Genomic DNA, 15,813 nt, shown 5'->3' with positions numbered 1-15,813 from the left:
CGCTAAGTGGAGCGAAGTGGGGGATTGTGGGGTATCGTGGCGGCTAACGGAGCGACGGCTCCAAGGGGCTGGGGCTCCGGTAGGTGCGAAGGGATGTGCGCAGCATGTTTCTCGGCACCTACACGCCCAAGCTCGATGACAAGGGGCGGCTGACACTGCCCGCCAAGTTCCGTGACGCGTTGGCAGGAGGGTTGATGGTCACCAAAAGCCAAGATCACAGCCTTGCTGTCTACCCGCGTGCGGAGTTCGAACAGCTGGCCCGACGGGCTACGCAGACCTCGCGCAGCAATCCGGAGGCGCGTGCCTTTCTGCGTAACCTGGCGGCCGGCACCGATGAACAGCACCCCGACTCCCAAGGTCGGATCACGCTGTCCGCGGACCACCGGCGCTACGCCAATCTGTCCAAGGACTGCGTGGTGATCGGTGCTGTCGACTTCCTCGAGATCTGGGACGCCCAGGCCTGGCAGGAATACCAAGAGACCCACGAAGAGAACTTCTCCGCGGCCAGCGATGAAGCACTCAGCGACATCATTTGAGCTGGCCGCCCAGCCGGAGGTAGCCCGTGCATCGTGGCCTCTGCCCGAACCGACCCTGACGTACTTCCCCAACGCCAGGTTCGCGATCTCGGACAGGGACCTCGATTCTCGGGTGCACCGTGCCCACCTACCCGGAGGTCCCGTCGTGGTTGACGAATCCGGCCCCGAATCCGACCACGGGCACGTCCCCGTCCTGCTGGAGCGCTGCGTCGAGATCCTGGCTCCCGCGTTGGCCCGACCGGGGGCCGTCCTCGTCGACGGCACCCTGGGCGCCGGCGGTCACGCCGAACGCTTCCTGACTGCATTCCCCGAGCTGCGACTGATCGGCCTCGACCGCGACCCTGGCGCGCTGGCGATCGCCGGGGCGCGGTTGGCCCCGTTCGCCGATCGGATCGCCCTGGTCCACACCCGTTACGACGGCATCGCCGATGCGCTGGCCGAAGCTGGCTGCGCAACAACGGATTCGATTGACGGTGTGCTCCTCGACCTCGGTGTGTCGTCGATGCAACTCGACCAGATCGACCGCGGCTTCTCCTACTCCAAGGACGCACCGCTGGACATGCGGATGGACACCGACGCTCCGCTGACGGCAGCGGAGATCCTCAACACCTACGACCGCGGCGCGCTGACCGACATCCTGCGCCGCTTCGGTGAGGAGAAGTTCGCCCAGCGGATTGCAGGGCTGATCGTCGAGCAGCGTCAGAAGGCGCCGCTGACCACCACCGGCGAGCTCGTCGAGATCATCTACCGCGGCATCCCGGCACCAGCCCGGCGCACCGGAGGTCACCCCGCCAAGCGGACGTTCCAGGCGCTGCGGATCGCCGTCAATGCCGAGCTCGATTCGCTCTCCGAGGCCTTGCCCGCCGCGCTGGCCGCGCTGCGGCCCGGCGGGCGCATCGTGGTGATGTCGTACCAGTCGCTGGAAGACCGCATCGTCAAGACCACGTTCGCCGCAGCGACCGCGTCCCGGTCACCAGCGGGTCTGCCGATCGAATTGCCCGGCTACGAGCCGGAATTCAGTGCGATCACCCGAGGCGCCGAACGTGCTGACGCCGAAGAAATCGAACGTAATCCGCGCAGTGCGCCGGTCCGGCTGCGGGCGCTGCAGCGGGTGGCGCCGGGCAACCCGCGACGGGGAGGGAAGAGCTGATGAAGGTCGGGCGCAAGCCAGCGGGTCCGGGAGATCGGCCAGCGGCGAAGGCAGAAGGCAAGAAGGATAAGAAAGCGCCGGCCCCGAAGAAGGCGGCGAAGGGTAAGGCGGCGGCCGGCACGGCCACGGCTCGGCGCCGCGGCGCCGAGACGCCGGCGCGCGGCGGCCGCGCTACCGCTCGCCGGCCCCACGAACCGCGGGGCCTGCGGCAGGGCCCGCAGACCGCTCCCGTCGCCCGGCCGGCCGAACGTCCGGCGCGGGCCAAGAACGTCAGCCAGGCCAAGGCTCGCGCAAAGGCTCGTAAGGCCAAGGCTCCCAGGATTGTTCGGCCGCCATTACGCGATCGGTTGATCGCCCGGCTGGCCACCATCGATCTGCGTCCGCAGACACTGATGGCCAAGGTCCCGTTCGTGGTCCTGGTCATCGGATCGCTCGGTGTCGGGCTGGCCGTCACGCTGTGGCTGTCCACCGATGCCGCGCAGCGGTCCTACCAGCTGGGCGCCGCCCGTTCCACCAACGAGGCGCTCTCGCAGCAGAAGGAAGCCCTCGAACGCGATGTGCTCGAGGCCGAGTCGGCGCCGGCGCTGGCCGAGTCCGCGCGCAACCTGGGCATGATCCCGTCCAAGGACACCGCCCATCTGGTGCAGGACCCGACGGGCAACTGGACCGTGGTCGGTAAGCCCAAGCCCGCCGAAGGGGTGCCGCCGCCTCCGCTGAACAACAAGCTGCCCGACGCCGTGCCGCAGCCCCCGGCCGCCCCGGCGCCGCCCCCGGCCGCCGCACCGAAGCCGGGCAGTTCGCCAGAGGTTCCCGTGCGTGTCGTACCGACACCGCTTGGCGGGCTGCCGTTCAATGGTGGCGTGACCCTGCCGCCTGGTGCCCTGACACTCCCGCCCGGCACGGTTCTGCCGCCGGGAGCGCCGACGTTGCCTGGTGTGGCGCCGTTGCCCGGCGCGCTGGCGACGGCCCCGATCGCACCGCCCCCGGCAGGCGTACTGGCGGTGCCCGCCCAGGCGCCGGCTGCCCAACCCGCCCCCGCCGTCGTTCTCCCGCCCGCGCCGGCCGACGCCGCCCCGCCGGCGTTGATGCCTGACGTGGTACCCGGCGCGCCGGTCGCGCCCGTCGGGGCCGGGCAGTGAGCCGACGGGACAAGTCCGACAAAGGGACCGGACCCGTCAAGACCACGCGGCAACGCAGCCGGGTGGTCAAGTCGCCGCCGGAGGCCGGGCAGGGACGGTCGGCCAAGGCTCGACGCACCCGCGAGCTGGTCGAAAGTGGCGGCCGAACAGCGTCATTCGTGTTCCGCCACCGAGCGGGCAACATCGTCATCTTCCTTGCTCTCGGGATCGCCGCCGTCCAGCTGTTCAACCTCCAGGTGCCGCAGGCTGCCGGCCTTCGCGCCGAGGCCGCCGGCCAGCTCAAGGTGACCGATGTCGAAAAGGCCGTCCGCGGCAGCATCGTCGACCGCAACTTCGACAAGCTGGCGTTCACCATCGAGGCCAGGGCGCTGACCTTCCAGCCGGTCAAGATTCGCAAGCAGCTGGCCGAGGCCAAGGAGAAGTCGCCCGCCGCACCGGATCCCGACACGCGACTCACTCAGATCGCCACCGAGGTGGCCGCCAAGCTCAACAACAAGCCCGACGCGGCCACGCTGCTGAAGAAGCTGCGCAGCAACGAAACCTTCGTCTACCTCGCCCGCGCCGTCGATCCGGCGATCGCCACAGCCATCATCAAGAAGTTCCCCGAGGTGGGCGCCGAACGCCAGGACCTGCGCCAGTACCCGGGAGGTGCGTTGGCGGCCAACCTCGTCGGTGGCATCGACTGGGACGGCCACGGCTTGCTCGGCCTGGAGGACTCGATGGACGGCAAGCTGTCGGGCACCGACGGCTCCATCACCTACGACCGCGGCTCCGACGGCGTTGTCATCCCCGGCAGTTACCGCAACAAGCACGACGCCGTCAACGGCTCCACCATCCAGCTGACCATTGACGACGACATCCAGTTCTACGTCCAGCAGCAGGTTCAGCTGGCCAAGGACGCCTCCGGTGCCAAGAACGTCTCCGCGGTGGTGCTGGACGCGAAAACCGGTGAAGTGCTGGCCATGTCGAATGACAACACTTTCGATCCCAGCCAGGACATCGGGCGTCAGCAAGACAAGCAGATGGGTAACCTCCCGGTCACTTCGCCCTACGAGCCCGGGTCGGTCAACAAGATCATCACCGCCTCGTCGGTGATCGAGTACGGGTTGTCGACCCCCGACGAAGTGCTGCAGGTTCCCGGGTCGATCAATATGGGTGGCGTCACCGTCAACGACGCGTGGAACCACGGCGTGATGCCGTACACCACCACCGGCGTGTTCGGGAAGTCCTCCAACGTCGGCACCCTGATGCTGGCCCAGCGCATCGGTCCGGAGCGCTACTACGACATGCTCGGCAAGTTCGGGCTCGGTCAGCGCACCAACGTCGGACTGCCGGGTGAAAGCTCCGGTCTGGTTCCCCCGATCGACCAGTGGTCCGGCAGCACATTTTCCAACCTGCCGATCGGACAAGGTCTTTCGATGACCCTGTTGCAGATGACCGGCATCTACCAGGCCGTCGCCAATGACGGGGTGCGCATCCCGCCGCGGATCGTCAAGGCCACCGTCGCCTCGGACGGCACCCGCACCGAGGAGCCGCGCCCCGACGGCATTCGGGTGATCTCGCCCGACACCGCGCGCACGGTGCGCAACATGTTCCGGGCGATCGTCCAACGCGACCCGATGGGATACCAGCAGGGCACCGGCCCGGCCGCGGCCGTCGACGGCTACCAGATCGCCGGCAAGACCGGCACCGCGCAGCAGATCAACCCGGCCTGCGGCTGCTACTACAGCGACGTCTACTGGATCACCTTCGCCGGCATGGCGCCCGCCGACGACCCCCGCTACGTCATCGGCATCATGATGGACGCCCCGCACCGCGCTGCCGACGGCACGCCCGGCTCGTCAGCCGCGCCGCTGTTCCACAACATCGCCGCCTGGCTGCTGCAGCGGCAGAACATCCCGCTGTCGGCCGACCCCGGCGCGCCGTTGATCCTGCAGGCCACATAGCTGTCGGCCGACCCCGGCGCGCGTGTGTGCCGGCTTACCCCCGGTAGATCGGTAGGGTGACAACCCGATGATCAATGCCCTGCGGCCAAGTACCACTGTCGCGCTGACCCTGCCGATGCTGGCCGCCCGGGTCGGCGCGGTGCCGGCCGCCGGCGGTGTGGCTCCCCAGGTTCCGATCACCGGCGTGACTCTGCGCGGCCAGGAGGCACTGGCCGGGGACCTGTTCGCCGCGCTGCCCGGCTCGTCCTCGCACGGCGCCGAATACACGGCCACCGCCATCGAGGGTGGTGCGGTCGCGGTGCTCACCGATGCCGAAGGCCTGGCCGTCATTCACCGCAGACTCGGTGAGCCGGCGCCCATCCCGGTCCTGGTGCATCCACACCCGCGCGCGGTGCTCGGTGCACTCTCGGCCGCGGTCTACGGCCACCCGTCGGACCGGGTGGTGGTCCTCGGCGTTACCGGCACGTCCGGCAAGACGACCACGACCCACCTGATCGAGGCCGGTCTGCAGTCAGCCGAGCGCACGCCGGGCCTGATCGGCACCGTCGGTGTCCGGATCGCCGGGGCCGACGTCCCCAGCTCGCTGACCACCCCGGAAGCCCCGGCCCTGCAAGCACTGCTTGCCGTGATGGCCGAGCGCGGCGTCGACACCGCCGTCATGGAGGTCTCCAGCCACGCGCTCGAGCTGGGCCGCACCGACGGCATCCGGTTCGCGGCCGGCGGGTTCACCAATCTGTCCCGCGATCACCTCGACTTTCATCCCACGATGGCGGCCTACTTCGAAGCCAAGGCCCGGTTGTTCGACCCGGCCTCACCCACGCACGCCGCGATCTCGGTGATCTGTGTCGACGACGACGCGGGCCGTGACATGGCCCGCCGTGCCGACAACGCGGTCACGGTGTCTGCCGAGGGCCGCCCGGCGAACTGGCGGGCCGAAGATGTGGTGGTGCTCGACGGCGGTGCGCAGGAGTTCACCGTGGTGGACCCTGCCGGTGTGCACCACCGGCTGCGAATCCGCCTGCCAGGCCGCTACAACGTCGCCAACGCACTGCTGGCGCTGGCGATGCTGGACGCCGTCGGGGTGTCGCCGGAACAGGCGGCGCCAGGCCTGCGCGACGCCTCGGTACCGGGCCGGCTGGAAGCCATCGAGCGCGGCCAGGACTTCCTGGCCGTCGTGGATTACGCGCACAAACCCGGCGCACTGCAGGCGGTGCTGGAGACCCTCAAGCGACCGCGGGGCCGGCTGGCGGTGGTGTTCGGCGCGGGCGGCGACCGCGATCCCGGCAAACGAGAACCCATGGGCCGCATCGCCGCTGAACTCGCCGATCTGGTGATCGTCACCGATGACAACCCTCGCGACGAGGACCCCGAGAGCATCCGCGCGGCCATCCTGGCCGGAGCCGGAAACGGCGGGGCCGAGGGCGCTGAAGTCCTGGAGATCGGGGACCGCCGTGCTGCGATCCGGCACGCCGTGGCGTGGGCTCGCGGCGGGGACGTCGTGGTGATTGCCGGCAAGGGCCACGAGAAGGGGCAGACCGCGGCGGGCCAGACCCGGCCGTTCGACGATCGTGCGGAGCTCGCCGCCGCCCTCGACGAGCGGGAGACGAACCGATGATCGCGCTGACCGTCGCCCAGATCGCCGAGATCGTCGGGGGAGTGCTCACCGACATCAGTCCCGAGGAGGCCGCCCGGCGGGTGGTCACCGGCACCGTCGAGTTCGACTCGCGGGCCGTCACCCCGGGCGGACTGTTTCTGGCGTTGCCCGGTGCGCGTTCCGACGGCCACGACTTCGCCAGGGGCGCCGTCGATGCCGGCGCCGCGGCGGTGCTCGCCGCGCGCCCGGTCGGGGTGCCCGCGATCGTCGTGCCGCCGGCGTCGGCCGCCGACGCCGGCGCCGGGGTGCTCGAGCATGACGTCGACGGCTCTGGTGCGGCCGTGCTGGCCGCGCTGGCCAAACTCGCCACCGCGGTGGCCGCCGAACTCGTCGCCGGCGGGCTGACGATCGTCGGGGTCACCGGATCGTCGGGCAAGACGTCGACGAAAGATCTCATTGCCGCGGTGCTGCGCCCGTTGGGCGAGGTGGTGGCCCCGCCGGGTTCGTTCAACAACGAGTTGGGGCATCCGTGGACCGTGCTGCGCGCGACCACGGACACCGACTATCTGGTTCTCGAGATGTCCGCGCGTCATCCCGGCAACATCGCCGCGCTGGCCGCGATCGCCCCGCCGTCGATCGCGGTGGTGCTCAACGTCGGCACCGCCCACCTTGGCGAGTTCGGTTCGCGCGAGATCATCGCGGCCACGAAAGGCGAACTGGTAGAAGCGGTTCCGGACTCAGGAGTTGCGATTCTCAACGCCGACGACCCGATGGTGGCCGCCATGGCGCAGCGAACCGCCGCGCGGGTGGTCAGGGTCGGGCGGTCCGAGAGCGCCGACATCCGCGCCGTGGACGTCGAACTCGACGATCTGGCCCGGCCCCGCTTTCTGTTGGTGTGCGCGGCCGGCACCGCAGATGTGCAACTGGCCGTGCACGGTGAGCATCAGGTCGGTAATGCGCTGAGCGCGGCCGCGGTGGCGCTCGAATGCGGGGCGACACCTGAGCAGGCGGCCGCCGCGCTGGCCAGCGCCGGCCCGGCGTCGCGGCATCGTATGGAGGTGCACACCCGGGGCGACGGGGTGACCGTCGTCAACGACGCGTACAACGCCAACCCCGACTCGATGAAGGCCGGTCTGCAGGCGCTGGCGGTGATGGCGCGGCGCCAGAACAAGCGCAGTTGGGCCGTGCTCGGCGAGATGGCCGAGCTGGGGGACTCCTCGATTACCGAGCATGATCGTGTCGGCCGACTCGCGGTGCGCTTAGATATCAGTCGACTCGTCGTCGTCGGAACCGGGAGGCCCATGAACGCCATGCATCACGGCGCTGTCATGGAGGGATCCTGGGGTTCGGAATCCACCATGGTCGACGACGCCGACGCTGCCCTGGAATTGCTGCGCGCCGAGTTGGCGCCCGGTGACGTTGTCTTGGTCAAGGCGTCGAACGCCGCCGGGCTGGGGGCACTGGCAGAAGCGCTGGTGGGTGACCCGGCATGAGACTGATCCTGATCGCCGTCGGCATCGCACTGGCGGTGTCGATCCTGCTGACCCCGGCGCTCATCAGGCTGTTCACCCGCCAAGGCCTGGGCCACGAGATCCGCGAGGACGGCCCGCCGAGCCACAAGACCAAGCGCGGTACCCCGTCGATGGGCGGCGTGGCGATCCTGGCCGGCATCTGGGCCGGCTATTTCGGCACCCACCTGGTCGGCCTGGCGCTCGACGGCGACGGCCCCTCGGCCTCCGGGCTGCTGGTGCTAGGCCTGGCCACCGCCTTGGGTGCGGTCGGCTTCGTCGATGACCTGATCAAGATCCGGCGTTCGCGCAACCTCGGCCTGAACAAGACCGCCAAGACGGTCGGGCAGCTCACCGCTGCGGTGCTGTTCGGCATCCTGGTGCTGCAGTTCCGCAACGCCGACGGACTGACCCCGGGCAGTCCGGAGCTGTCCTACGTGCGCGAGATCGCCACCGTCACCTTGAGCTCGGCGGTGTTCGTCCTGTTCTGCGTGGTCATCGTCAGCGCGTGGTCCAATGCGGTGAATTTCACCGACGGCCTCGACGGGCTGGCCGGCGGAAGCATGGCGATGGTCAGCGCCGCCTACGTGCTGATCACGTTCTGGCAGTACCGCAATGCCTGCGCCACCGCCCCCGGGCTGGGCTGCTACAACGTGCGCGACCCGCTGGACCTGGCGGTGCTGGCCGCCGCGACCGCCGGCGCGTGCATCGGGTTCCTGTGGTGGAACGCCGCGCCCGCCAAGATCTTCATGGGCGACACCGGATCGCTGGCGCTGGGCGGCATGATCGCCGGGCTGTCGGTCACCAGCCGCACCGAGGTGCTGGCGGTGGTGCTGGGCGCGTTGTTCGTTGCCGAGGTCACCTCGGTGGTGGTACAGATCCTGGCCTTCCGAACTACCGGGCGCCGGGTCTTCCGAATGGCGCCGTTCCACCACCATTTCGAGCTGGTCGGCTGGGCCGAGACGACGGTGATCATCCGGTTCTGGCTGCTCACCGCAATCGCCTGCGGGCTCGGCGTGGCCTTGTTCTACGGCGAGTGGCTGTCTGCCATCGGGGCCTGACGTGCAGCCCGGTCTGGGGGAGCTGACCTCGGGGGCGCAGGTGCTGGTGACCGGCGCCCGGGTCACCGGGCGTGCGATCGTGGCGGCGCTGGCCTCTTTCGACGTGCATATCAAGGTCTGCGACGACAGCGCCGACATGCTGAAAGCATGGGCGGACAACGGTATTGGCACGATCGCACCCGTTGAGGCGGTCACCGCGATCGGCGATTTTGCCTTGGTGGTCACCAGCCCGGGTTTCCCGCCGGACTCTCCGGTGCTGGCCGCGGCTGCCGCGGCCAGAATCCCGATCTGGGGTGACGTGGAGCTGGCCTGGCGCCTGGACGCGGCGGGCCACTACGGGCCGCCCCGACGCTGGCTGGTGGTCACCGGCACGAACGGTAAGACCACCACCACCTCGATGCTGCACGCCATGCTGATCGCCGATGCCCGCCGAGCGGTGTTGTGCGGCAACATCGGTGACCCGGTGCTCGACGTGTTGAGCCAGCCGGCCGATCTGCTGGCCGTGGAACTGTCCAGCTTCCAGCTGTTCTGGGCGCCGTCACTGCGGCCGGAGGCGGGCGCGGTGCTCAACATCGCCGAAGACCATCTCGACTGGCATGGCTCGATGGAGGCGTACGCCGATGCCAAGGCCCGCGCGCTCGATGGCCGCGTTGCGGTCGTCGGGCTCGATGACCCGGTGGCGGCCGGCCTGCTTCCGAGTGCCGACGCGCCGGTCAAGGCGGGTTTCCGGCTCGGCGAGCCGGAAGCCGGGGAACTGGGGGTGCGGGACGGGATGCTGGTCGACCGGGCGTTCGCCGACGACGCAGATGGCGTCGTACTTGCACCGATCACCTCCATCCCGGTCGCCGGACCGGTCGGTGTGCTCGACGCGCTGGGTGCGGCTGCGCTGGCCCGGGCCGTCGGCGTCGCACCCGCCTCGATCGCGGCCGCGCTGGCCGGCTTCCAGGTCGGCCGGCACCGCGCTGAACGGGTGGCGGTCGTCGGCGGCGTCACCTATGTCGACGATTCCAAGGCCACCAACCCGCATGCCGCTCAGGCCTCGGTGCTGGCCTATCCACGGGTGGTGTGGGTGGCCGGCGGCCTGCTCAAGGGGGCGTCCGTCGACGATATGGTCACCCAGATCGCGGATCGGCTGGTCGGGGCGGTGCTCATCGGACGCGACCGCGCGGTGGTTGCCGAGGCGTTATCGCGACACGCGCCCAATGTCCCCGTCATCGAGGTTGTGACACGAGAGGATGCAGTGGTGCATGAGACCACTGTTACTCATGAGACTCGAGTGGTCGACGCCTCGGCGCCCGGCCTGGGTGCCCGGGTGATGACCGAGGTCGTCGCCGCTGCCGCCAGCCTGGCTCGAACCGGTGACACGGTGCTGCTGGCTCCCGCTGGCGCGTCGTTCGACCAGTTCGCCGGCTACGCCGACCGGGGCGACGCGTTCGCTGCCGCCGTGCGCGCCGCGGCTCGGTAGTCGCTGTGGCCAAGATCCTGTCCCGCCTGCGCCGTCGCGGCGCGGCCGACACCGCAGAAAACGCCGTCGACAGCGACGCGGCCGAAGGCACCGAGGCCCAGGCCGATTCGACGGCCGCCGCCGAAGCCACCACCGAAACCACCACCGAACCCGTCACCACCGCCGCGGCGCCGGCCAAAGCCCGGTTCGAGGTGAGCCGCAAGTTCGGTGCCTGGTTGGGCCGGCCGATGACGTCGTTCCACCTGATCATCTCGGTGTCGGCGCTGCTGGTCACCCTCGGCCTAACCATGGTGCTGTCCGCGTCTGGCGTGCACTCCTACGACGAAGACGGCTCACCGTGGGCGATCTTCGGTCGCCAGGTCCTATGGACCGTGGTGGGTCTGATCGGATTCTGGGTCGCGCTGCGGGTGCCGGTCAGTTTCCTGCGCAACACCGCATTCTCCGCGTTCGCCGTCACCATCGTGATGCTGGTGCTGGTGCTGATCCCCGGTATCGGCCACGAATCCAACGGCTCTCGCGGCTGGTTCGTGTTTGCCGGCCTGTCGATGCAGCCCTCGGAGCTCACCAAGATCGCGTTCGCGATCTGGGGCGCCCACCTGCTGGCGACCCGGCGCATGGAGCGGGCGTCGCTGCGGGAAATGCTGATCCCGCTGATTCCCGCCGCGGTGGTCGCGCTGGTGTTGATCGTGGCCCAGCCCGACCTCGGGCAGACGGTGTCGTTGGGCATCATCCTGCTGGCCCTGCTCTGGTACGCGGGTCTGCCGCTGAAGGTGTTCGTGAGCTCGCTGCTGGCGGCGGTTGCCGCCGCGGCCGTGCTGGCGGTCTCGGAGGGTTACCGCTCCGACCGGGTGCGGTCCTGGCTGGATCCCAGCGCGGACGCCCAGGGCTCGGGTTACCAGGCTCGTCAGGCCAAGTTCGCGCTGGCCAACGGCGGTGTCTTCGGTGACGGCTTGGGCCAGGGCACCGCGAAGTGGAACTACCTGCCCAACGCCCATAACGACTTCATCTTCGCGATCATCGGCGAGGAACTCGGCTACGTCGGCGCGTTCGGGCTGCTGGCCCTGTTCGGGTTGTTCGCCTACACCGGAATGCGAATTGCCAAGCGCTCGGCGGACCCGTTCCTGCGGCTGCTGACCGCCGCCGCCACGATGTGGGTGATCGGCCAGGTGTTCATCAACGTGGGCTACGTCATCGGCTTGCTGCCCGTCACCGGTATTCAGCTTCCGCTCATCTCGGCGGGTGGAACATCCACGGCGACAACGCTGTTCATGATCGGATTGATGACCAACGCCGCCCGCCACGAACCGGAAGCGGTGGCTGCGCTGCGCGCCGGCCGCGAGGACCGGGTGAATCGCCTGCTGCGACTGCCACTGCCCGAGGCCTACGTGCCGTCGCGGGTCGAGGCGCTGCGCGACCGGCTGCGCACCCAGCCGGGCGACAAGACCACCAAGACCACCAAGACTCCCAAACCGGCTAGGGCCGCGCGGCCGGCCGCCAAGGCTGCCAAAAAAGCGGGCCGCACATCCCAGCCCACCCGCGAACGTAGGCCTTTACCTGCCAAAACCCGGACGGCTGAGCGACCCACCCGGCGCTCAGGGCATCATGGTGACGCTCCGCGCAATAGCGCGCAGCATCCGAATGAGGGAAGCAGCCGCGCACGGCGGTCCCGCACATTGGAAGGTCAGCGTTACGGGTGAGTGTCTCGGTGTCGGTCGTCCTTGCCGGTGGAGGTACCGCAGGGCATGTCGAACCGGCCATGGCGGTTGCCGATGCACTGAAAATGCTGGACGCGGATATTCGCATCACCGCGCTAGGCACCCCGCGCGGGCTGGAGACTCGGCTGGTGCCTGACCGCGGCTACGACCTGGAACTCATCACGCCCGTGCCGCTGCCGCGCAAACTCAACGGCGACCTCGTGCGCCTGCCGATCCGGGTGCGCAGGGCAGTGCGGGAAACCCGGGCCGTGCTCGACGGCGTCGACGCCGACGTGGTGATCGGTTTCGGCGGCTACGTGGCGCTGCCCGCCTACCTGGCCGCCCGTGGCGGCCCGGTGCACCGGCGCCGGATACCTGTCGTCGTGCATGAGGCCAATGCCAGTGCCGGGCTGGCCAATCGAGTTGGTGCGCGCACCGCCCGGCGGGTGCTCTCGGCGGTGTCCGACTCGGGCCTGCGGCACGCCGAAGTGGTCGGCATGCCGGTTCGGGCCTCGATTACCTCGCTGGATCGTGCGGCACTGCGGGCGATGGCCCGCGAGCACTTCGGCTTCGCCGAGGACGCCACGGTGTTGCTGGTGTTCGGCGGCTCGCAGGGAGCCGCCTCGATCAACCGCGCGGTGTCGGCAGCCGCTGCCGACCTGGCCGCCGCCGGCGTCTCGGTGTTGCACGCCCACGGCCCCAAGAACACCCTCGACCTGCGGTCCACGCAGCCCGGTGAGCCGCCCTATCGCGCGGTGCCCTACCTGGACCGGATGGATCTGGCCTATGCCGCCGCCGACCTGGCGATCTGCCGGTCCGGGGCGATGACGGTGGCCGAAGTATCCGCGGTCGGACTGCCCGCGGTCTACGTACCGCTGCCGATCGGCAACGGCGAACAACGGCTCAACGCCCTGCCGGTGGTCAATCCCGGTGGCGGCCTGCTGGTCGAGGACGCCCAGCTCACGCGCGAGTTCGTCGCCCGCGAGGTCGCCGGTCTGCTCACCGACACTCCGCGGCTACAGGCGATGACGGCGGCCGCCGCGCGGGTCGGCCACCGTGATGCCGCGCAGCGGGTCGCCGAGGTAGCCCTTGATGTGGCACGCACCCGGAAGGGCCGCCGATGAACGCGCCGAAGGGACCCAAGGGGCTGCCCCCCGAACTGCAGCGGGTCCACATGGTCGGCATCGGCGGTGCCGGGATGTCTGGTATCGCCCGGATCCTGCTGGATCGTGGCGGCATGGTTTCGGGATCCGACGCCAAGGAGTCCCGCGGAGTGGTGGCGTTGCGGGCGCGGGGGGCGGCGATCAGCATCGGCCACGACGCGGCCAATCTCGACCTGCTGCCCGGCGGTGCCACCGCGGTGATCACCACCCACGCCGCGATCCCGAAGACCAATCCCGAACTGGTCGAGGCCCGCAGGCGCGGGATCCCGGTGATCCTGCGGCCCGTGGTGCTGGCCAAGCTGATGGCCGGCTATCGCACCCTGATGGTCACCGGCACGGCAGGCAAGACCACCACCACCTCGATGCTTATTGTGGCGTTGCAGCACACCGGGTTTGACCCCTCGTTCGCGGTCGGCGGCGACCTGGGGGAGGCCGGCACCAACGCCCACCACGGCAGCGGCACGTGTTTCGTGGCCGAGGCCGACGAGAGTGACGGTTCGTTACTCGAATACACACCGGACGTCGCGGTGGTCACCAATATCGAGGCCGATCACCTGGACTTCTTTGGCACCGCCGAGGCTTACACCGCGGTTTTCGACGCGTTCGTCGAGCGACTGGCGCCGGGGGGTGTGTTGATCGCGTGCGCTGACGACGACGGTGCCGCCGCACTGGCCGATCGTTCTGCGGAACAAGGCATCCGGGTGCTGCGCTACGGCAGCTCACAGGATGGTGCCCCGGTTCCGGGCCTGGCGGCGACACTGCTCGGTTGGGAGCAACAGGGCACCAGTGCGCTGGCGCACGTTGCACTCGCGGGCGAACCGTATCCACGGGCGATGCGTCTAGCGGTGCCGGGTAGGCATATGGCCTTGAACGCACTGGCGGCGTTGTTGGCGGCGATCGAGGCGGGCGCTTCTGTCGACGGCATCCTCGATGGGCTTGCCGGATTCGAGGGTGTGCGCAGGCGATTCGAGTTGGTGGGCACAAGCAACGGCGTGCGCGTCTTTGACGACTACGCCCACCATCCCACGAAGGTCCGTGCCGCTTTGGCGGCGTTGCGCACACTGGCCCGCCAGGGCGAGACGACCCATGCGGGGGCGGGTCGTGCCATCGTCGTCTTCCAACCGCACTTGTATTCGCGGACAAAGATTTTCGCGCGGGAGTTCGGTGCGGCTCTCAGCGATGCCGACCGGGTCTTCGTCCTCGATGTGTACGGTGCCCGTGAACAGCCGATTGCAGGTGTCAGCGGTGCGACGATCGCCGACCACGTCACCGTCGAGGTGACCTACATTCCTGACTTCTCGGCCGTCGCTGAGCAGGTGGCGGCCGCGGCCCGGCCGGGTGACGTCGTGGTCACCATGGGTGCGGGTGATGTGACGATGCTCGGCCAGGAGATCCTGACGGCGTTGCACGCCAAGGGGAATCGATGAGTGAGGATGGGGACGAGGCGGCGCCGGAGGCACCCCTCGAGGAGCCCCCCATCCTGCCCAAACCGGCAAACGGCAGCGAAAGTGCGAGTGACGACGTCCCCAACGTCGATCTCGATGACCAACAAGAAGATGAAGAAGGCCCCCGTCGGCGGGAACGCCGCGAGCGCGCCGAGCGGCGCGCCGCGCAGGCCCGCGCCACGGCAATCGAGGAGAACCGCCGCGAAGCCAAGCGCCGGGTCCGCGGCCAGACCGTCGAGGCCCCGAAACCCTTGGGTAATAGGGCTGTTCGCGGCCTGAAGCTGCTCACCTGGCTGATCGTGCTGACCATCGTCAGCGTCGCGCTGGGCTTGATCCTCTATTTCACCCCGGTGATGTCGGCCCGCTCGCTGGTGATCACCGGGATCGGCGCGGTCACCCGCGACGAGGTTGTCGACGCGGCGAAGGTCACCCTCGGCACCCCGCTGCTGCAGATCAACACCGACCAGGTGGCCGACCGGGTGGCCGGTATCCGGCGGGTGGCCAGCGCACGCGTGCAGCGGGAGTATCCGTCGACGCTGCGGATCACCATCGTCGAGCGCATCCCGATCGTGGTGAAGGACTATCCCGACGGGCCGCACCTGTTCGACCGGGACGGGGTGGATTTCGCGACTGCGCCGCCCCCGCCCGGGCTGCCGTATATCGACGTCGACCATCCGGGCCCGACGGATCAACCGACCAGGGCCGCACTCGAGGTGATGACGGCGTTGCGCCCAGAAGTGGTGGCTCAGGTCAGCCGGGTGGCCGCGCCGTCGGTCGCATCGGTGACATTGACGCTGACCGACGGCCGCACCGTGGTGTGGGGGACGACCGACCGCACCGAGGAGAAGGCCGAGAAGCTGGCCGCGCTGCTGACGCAGCCGGGCAAGGTCTACGACGTCTCCAGCCCGGACCTGCCCACCGTCAAGTGAGCGGGCGGCATCGGCGCTCGCGACAAATTCGCCGCGACACGTCGGCGCGCCTCCCCAATCCAGCACCCACCGGCCATACCGTTCTGGTTGCGCGGCACTACTTGACATAACTCTAAGCCTCTGGTTGAGGTTGAGGGTTTGCCAGGAGGGCCGCAGGACCCGATCCCCACTTGGGAGGAAGAC

At 69.4% G+C, this 15,813-nt stretch carries 11 protein-coding genes and 1 pseudogene; all 12 read left to right on the top strand.

The features are described from left to right. Positions 1-104 precede the first annotated feature (104 nt). Positions 105-536, top strand: a complete 432-nt coding sequence (gene mraZ, locus G6N38_RS29145) for a division/cell wall cluster transcriptional repressor MraZ (RefSeq protein ID WP_094484486.1) — start codon at positions 105-107, stop codon at positions 534-536. After that, positions 511-1,686, top strand: coding sequence for a 16S rRNA (cytosine(1402)-N(4))-methyltransferase RsmH (gene rsmH, locus G6N38_RS29140; RefSeq protein ID WP_179968465.1), 1,176 nt, complete (start codon positions 511-513; stop codon positions 1,684-1,686). The genes mraZ and rsmH overlap by 26 nt, the downstream gene beginning before the upstream one ends. Next, positions 1,686-2,825, top strand: coding sequence for a cell division protein FtsL (locus tag G6N38_RS29135; protein ID WP_179968464.1), 1,140 nt, complete (start codon positions 1,686-1,688; stop codon positions 2,823-2,825). Before rsmH ends, G6N38_RS29135 begins: the two co-directional genes overlap by 1 nt. Then, a pseudogene (locus G6N38_RS29130) lies at positions 2,776-4,771 on the top strand (peptidoglycan D,D-transpeptidase FtsI family protein). The gene G6N38_RS29135 and the pseudogene G6N38_RS29130 overlap by 50 nt, the downstream one beginning before the upstream one ends. A 67-nt stretch (positions 4,772-4,838) precedes the next feature. Continuing rightward, entirely contained in the window at positions 4,839-6,386 is a 1,548-nt protein-coding gene (locus tag G6N38_RS29125; RefSeq protein WP_163751546.1) for a UDP-N-acetylmuramoyl-L-alanyl-D-glutamate--2,6-diaminopimelate ligase, read from the top strand. After that, positions 6,383-7,858: a UDP-N-acetylmuramoyl-tripeptide--D-alanyl-D-alanine ligase gene (locus tag G6N38_RS29120; RefSeq protein ID WP_163751545.1), complete on the top strand. Its 1,476-nt coding sequence runs from the start codon at positions 6,383-6,385 to the stop codon at positions 7,856-7,858. Before G6N38_RS29125 ends, G6N38_RS29120 begins: the two co-directional genes overlap by 4 nt. Further along, positions 7,855-8,934, top strand: coding sequence for a phospho-N-acetylmuramoyl-pentapeptide-transferase (gene mraY, locus G6N38_RS29115; RefSeq protein WP_163751544.1), 1,080 nt, complete (start codon positions 7,855-7,857; stop codon positions 8,932-8,934). The genes G6N38_RS29120 and mraY overlap by 4 nt, the downstream gene beginning before the upstream one ends. Continuing rightward, positions 8,918-10,399, top strand: coding sequence for a UDP-N-acetylmuramoyl-L-alanine--D-glutamate ligase (gene murD / locus G6N38_RS29110; protein WP_407663030.1), 1,482 nt, complete (start codon positions 8,918-8,920; stop codon positions 10,397-10,399). The genes mraY and murD overlap by 17 nt, the downstream gene beginning before the upstream one ends. 14 nt (positions 10,400-10,413) lie before the next feature. Then, positions 10,414-12,096: a putative lipid II flippase FtsW gene (ftsW, locus tag G6N38_RS29105; RefSeq protein ID WP_407663029.1), complete on the top strand. Its 1,683-nt coding sequence runs from the start codon at positions 10,414-10,416 to the stop codon at positions 12,094-12,096. A gap of 59 nt (positions 12,097-12,155) precedes the next feature. Then, entirely contained in the window at positions 12,156-13,217 is a 1,062-nt protein-coding gene (gene murG / locus G6N38_RS29100; protein ID WP_246228118.1) for an undecaprenyldiphospho-muramoylpentapeptide beta-N-acetylglucosaminyltransferase, read from the top strand. Beyond that, on the top strand, positions 13,214-14,683 hold the full coding sequence (gene murC, locus G6N38_RS29095) for a UDP-N-acetylmuramate--L-alanine ligase (RefSeq protein ID WP_163751543.1): 1,470 nt from the start codon (positions 13,214-13,216) through the stop codon (positions 14,681-14,683). The genes murG and murC overlap by 4 nt, the downstream gene beginning before the upstream one ends. Beyond that, positions 14,680-15,630 (top strand): cell division protein FtsQ/DivIB, encoded by a 951-nt coding sequence (locus tag G6N38_RS29090; RefSeq protein WP_163751542.1) that lies wholly within the window; start codon positions 14,680-14,682, stop codon positions 15,628-15,630. Before murC ends, G6N38_RS29090 begins: the two co-directional genes overlap by 4 nt. Positions 15,631-15,813 lie beyond the last annotated feature (183 nt).

The organism is Mycolicibacterium helvum (assembly GCF_010731895.1).
Classification (GTDB): Bacteria; Actinomycetota; Actinomycetes; order Mycobacteriales; family Mycobacteriaceae; genus Mycobacterium; species Mycobacterium helvum.
The sequence above is the reverse complement of the archived record's forward strand: the minus strand, read 5'-3'. Positions and strand labels throughout refer to the sequence as shown.

What these genes read in the sequence shown, in the direction of transcription:
- mraY (WP_163751544.1), top strand. Translation starts at nt 7,855, where the DNA reads ATGAGACTGATCCTGATCGCCGTCGGCATCGCACTGGCGGTGTCGATC.
- murG (WP_246228118.1), top strand. Translation starts at nt 12,156, where the DNA reads ATGGCGGTTGCCGATGCACTGAAAATGCTGGACGCGGATATTCGCATC.
- G6N38_RS29125 (WP_163751546.1), top strand. Translation starts at nt 4,839, where the DNA reads ATGATCAATGCCCTGCGGCCAAGTACCACTGTCGCGCTGACCCTGCCG.
- rsmH (WP_179968465.1), top strand. Translation starts at nt 511, where the DNA reads ATGAAGCACTCAGCGACATCATTTGAGCTGGCCGCCCAGCCGGAGGTA.
- G6N38_RS29135 (WP_179968464.1), top strand. Translation starts at nt 1,686, where the DNA reads ATGAAGGTCGGGCGCAAGCCAGCGGGTCCGGGAGATCGGCCAGCGGCG.
- G6N38_RS29120 (WP_163751545.1), top strand. Translation starts at nt 6,383, where the DNA reads ATGATCGCGCTGACCGTCGCCCAGATCGCCGAGATCGTCGGGGGAGTG.
- mraZ (WP_094484486.1), top strand. Translation starts at nt 105, where the DNA reads ATGTTTCTCGGCACCTACACGCCCAAGCTCGATGACAAGGGGCGGCTG.
- murC (WP_163751543.1), top strand. Translation starts at nt 13,214, where the DNA reads ATGAACGCGCCGAAGGGACCCAAGGGGCTGCCCCCCGAACTGCAGCGG.
- G6N38_RS29090 (WP_163751542.1), top strand. Translation starts at nt 14,680, where the DNA reads ATGAGTGAGGATGGGGACGAGGCGGCGCCGGAGGCACCCCTCGAGGAG.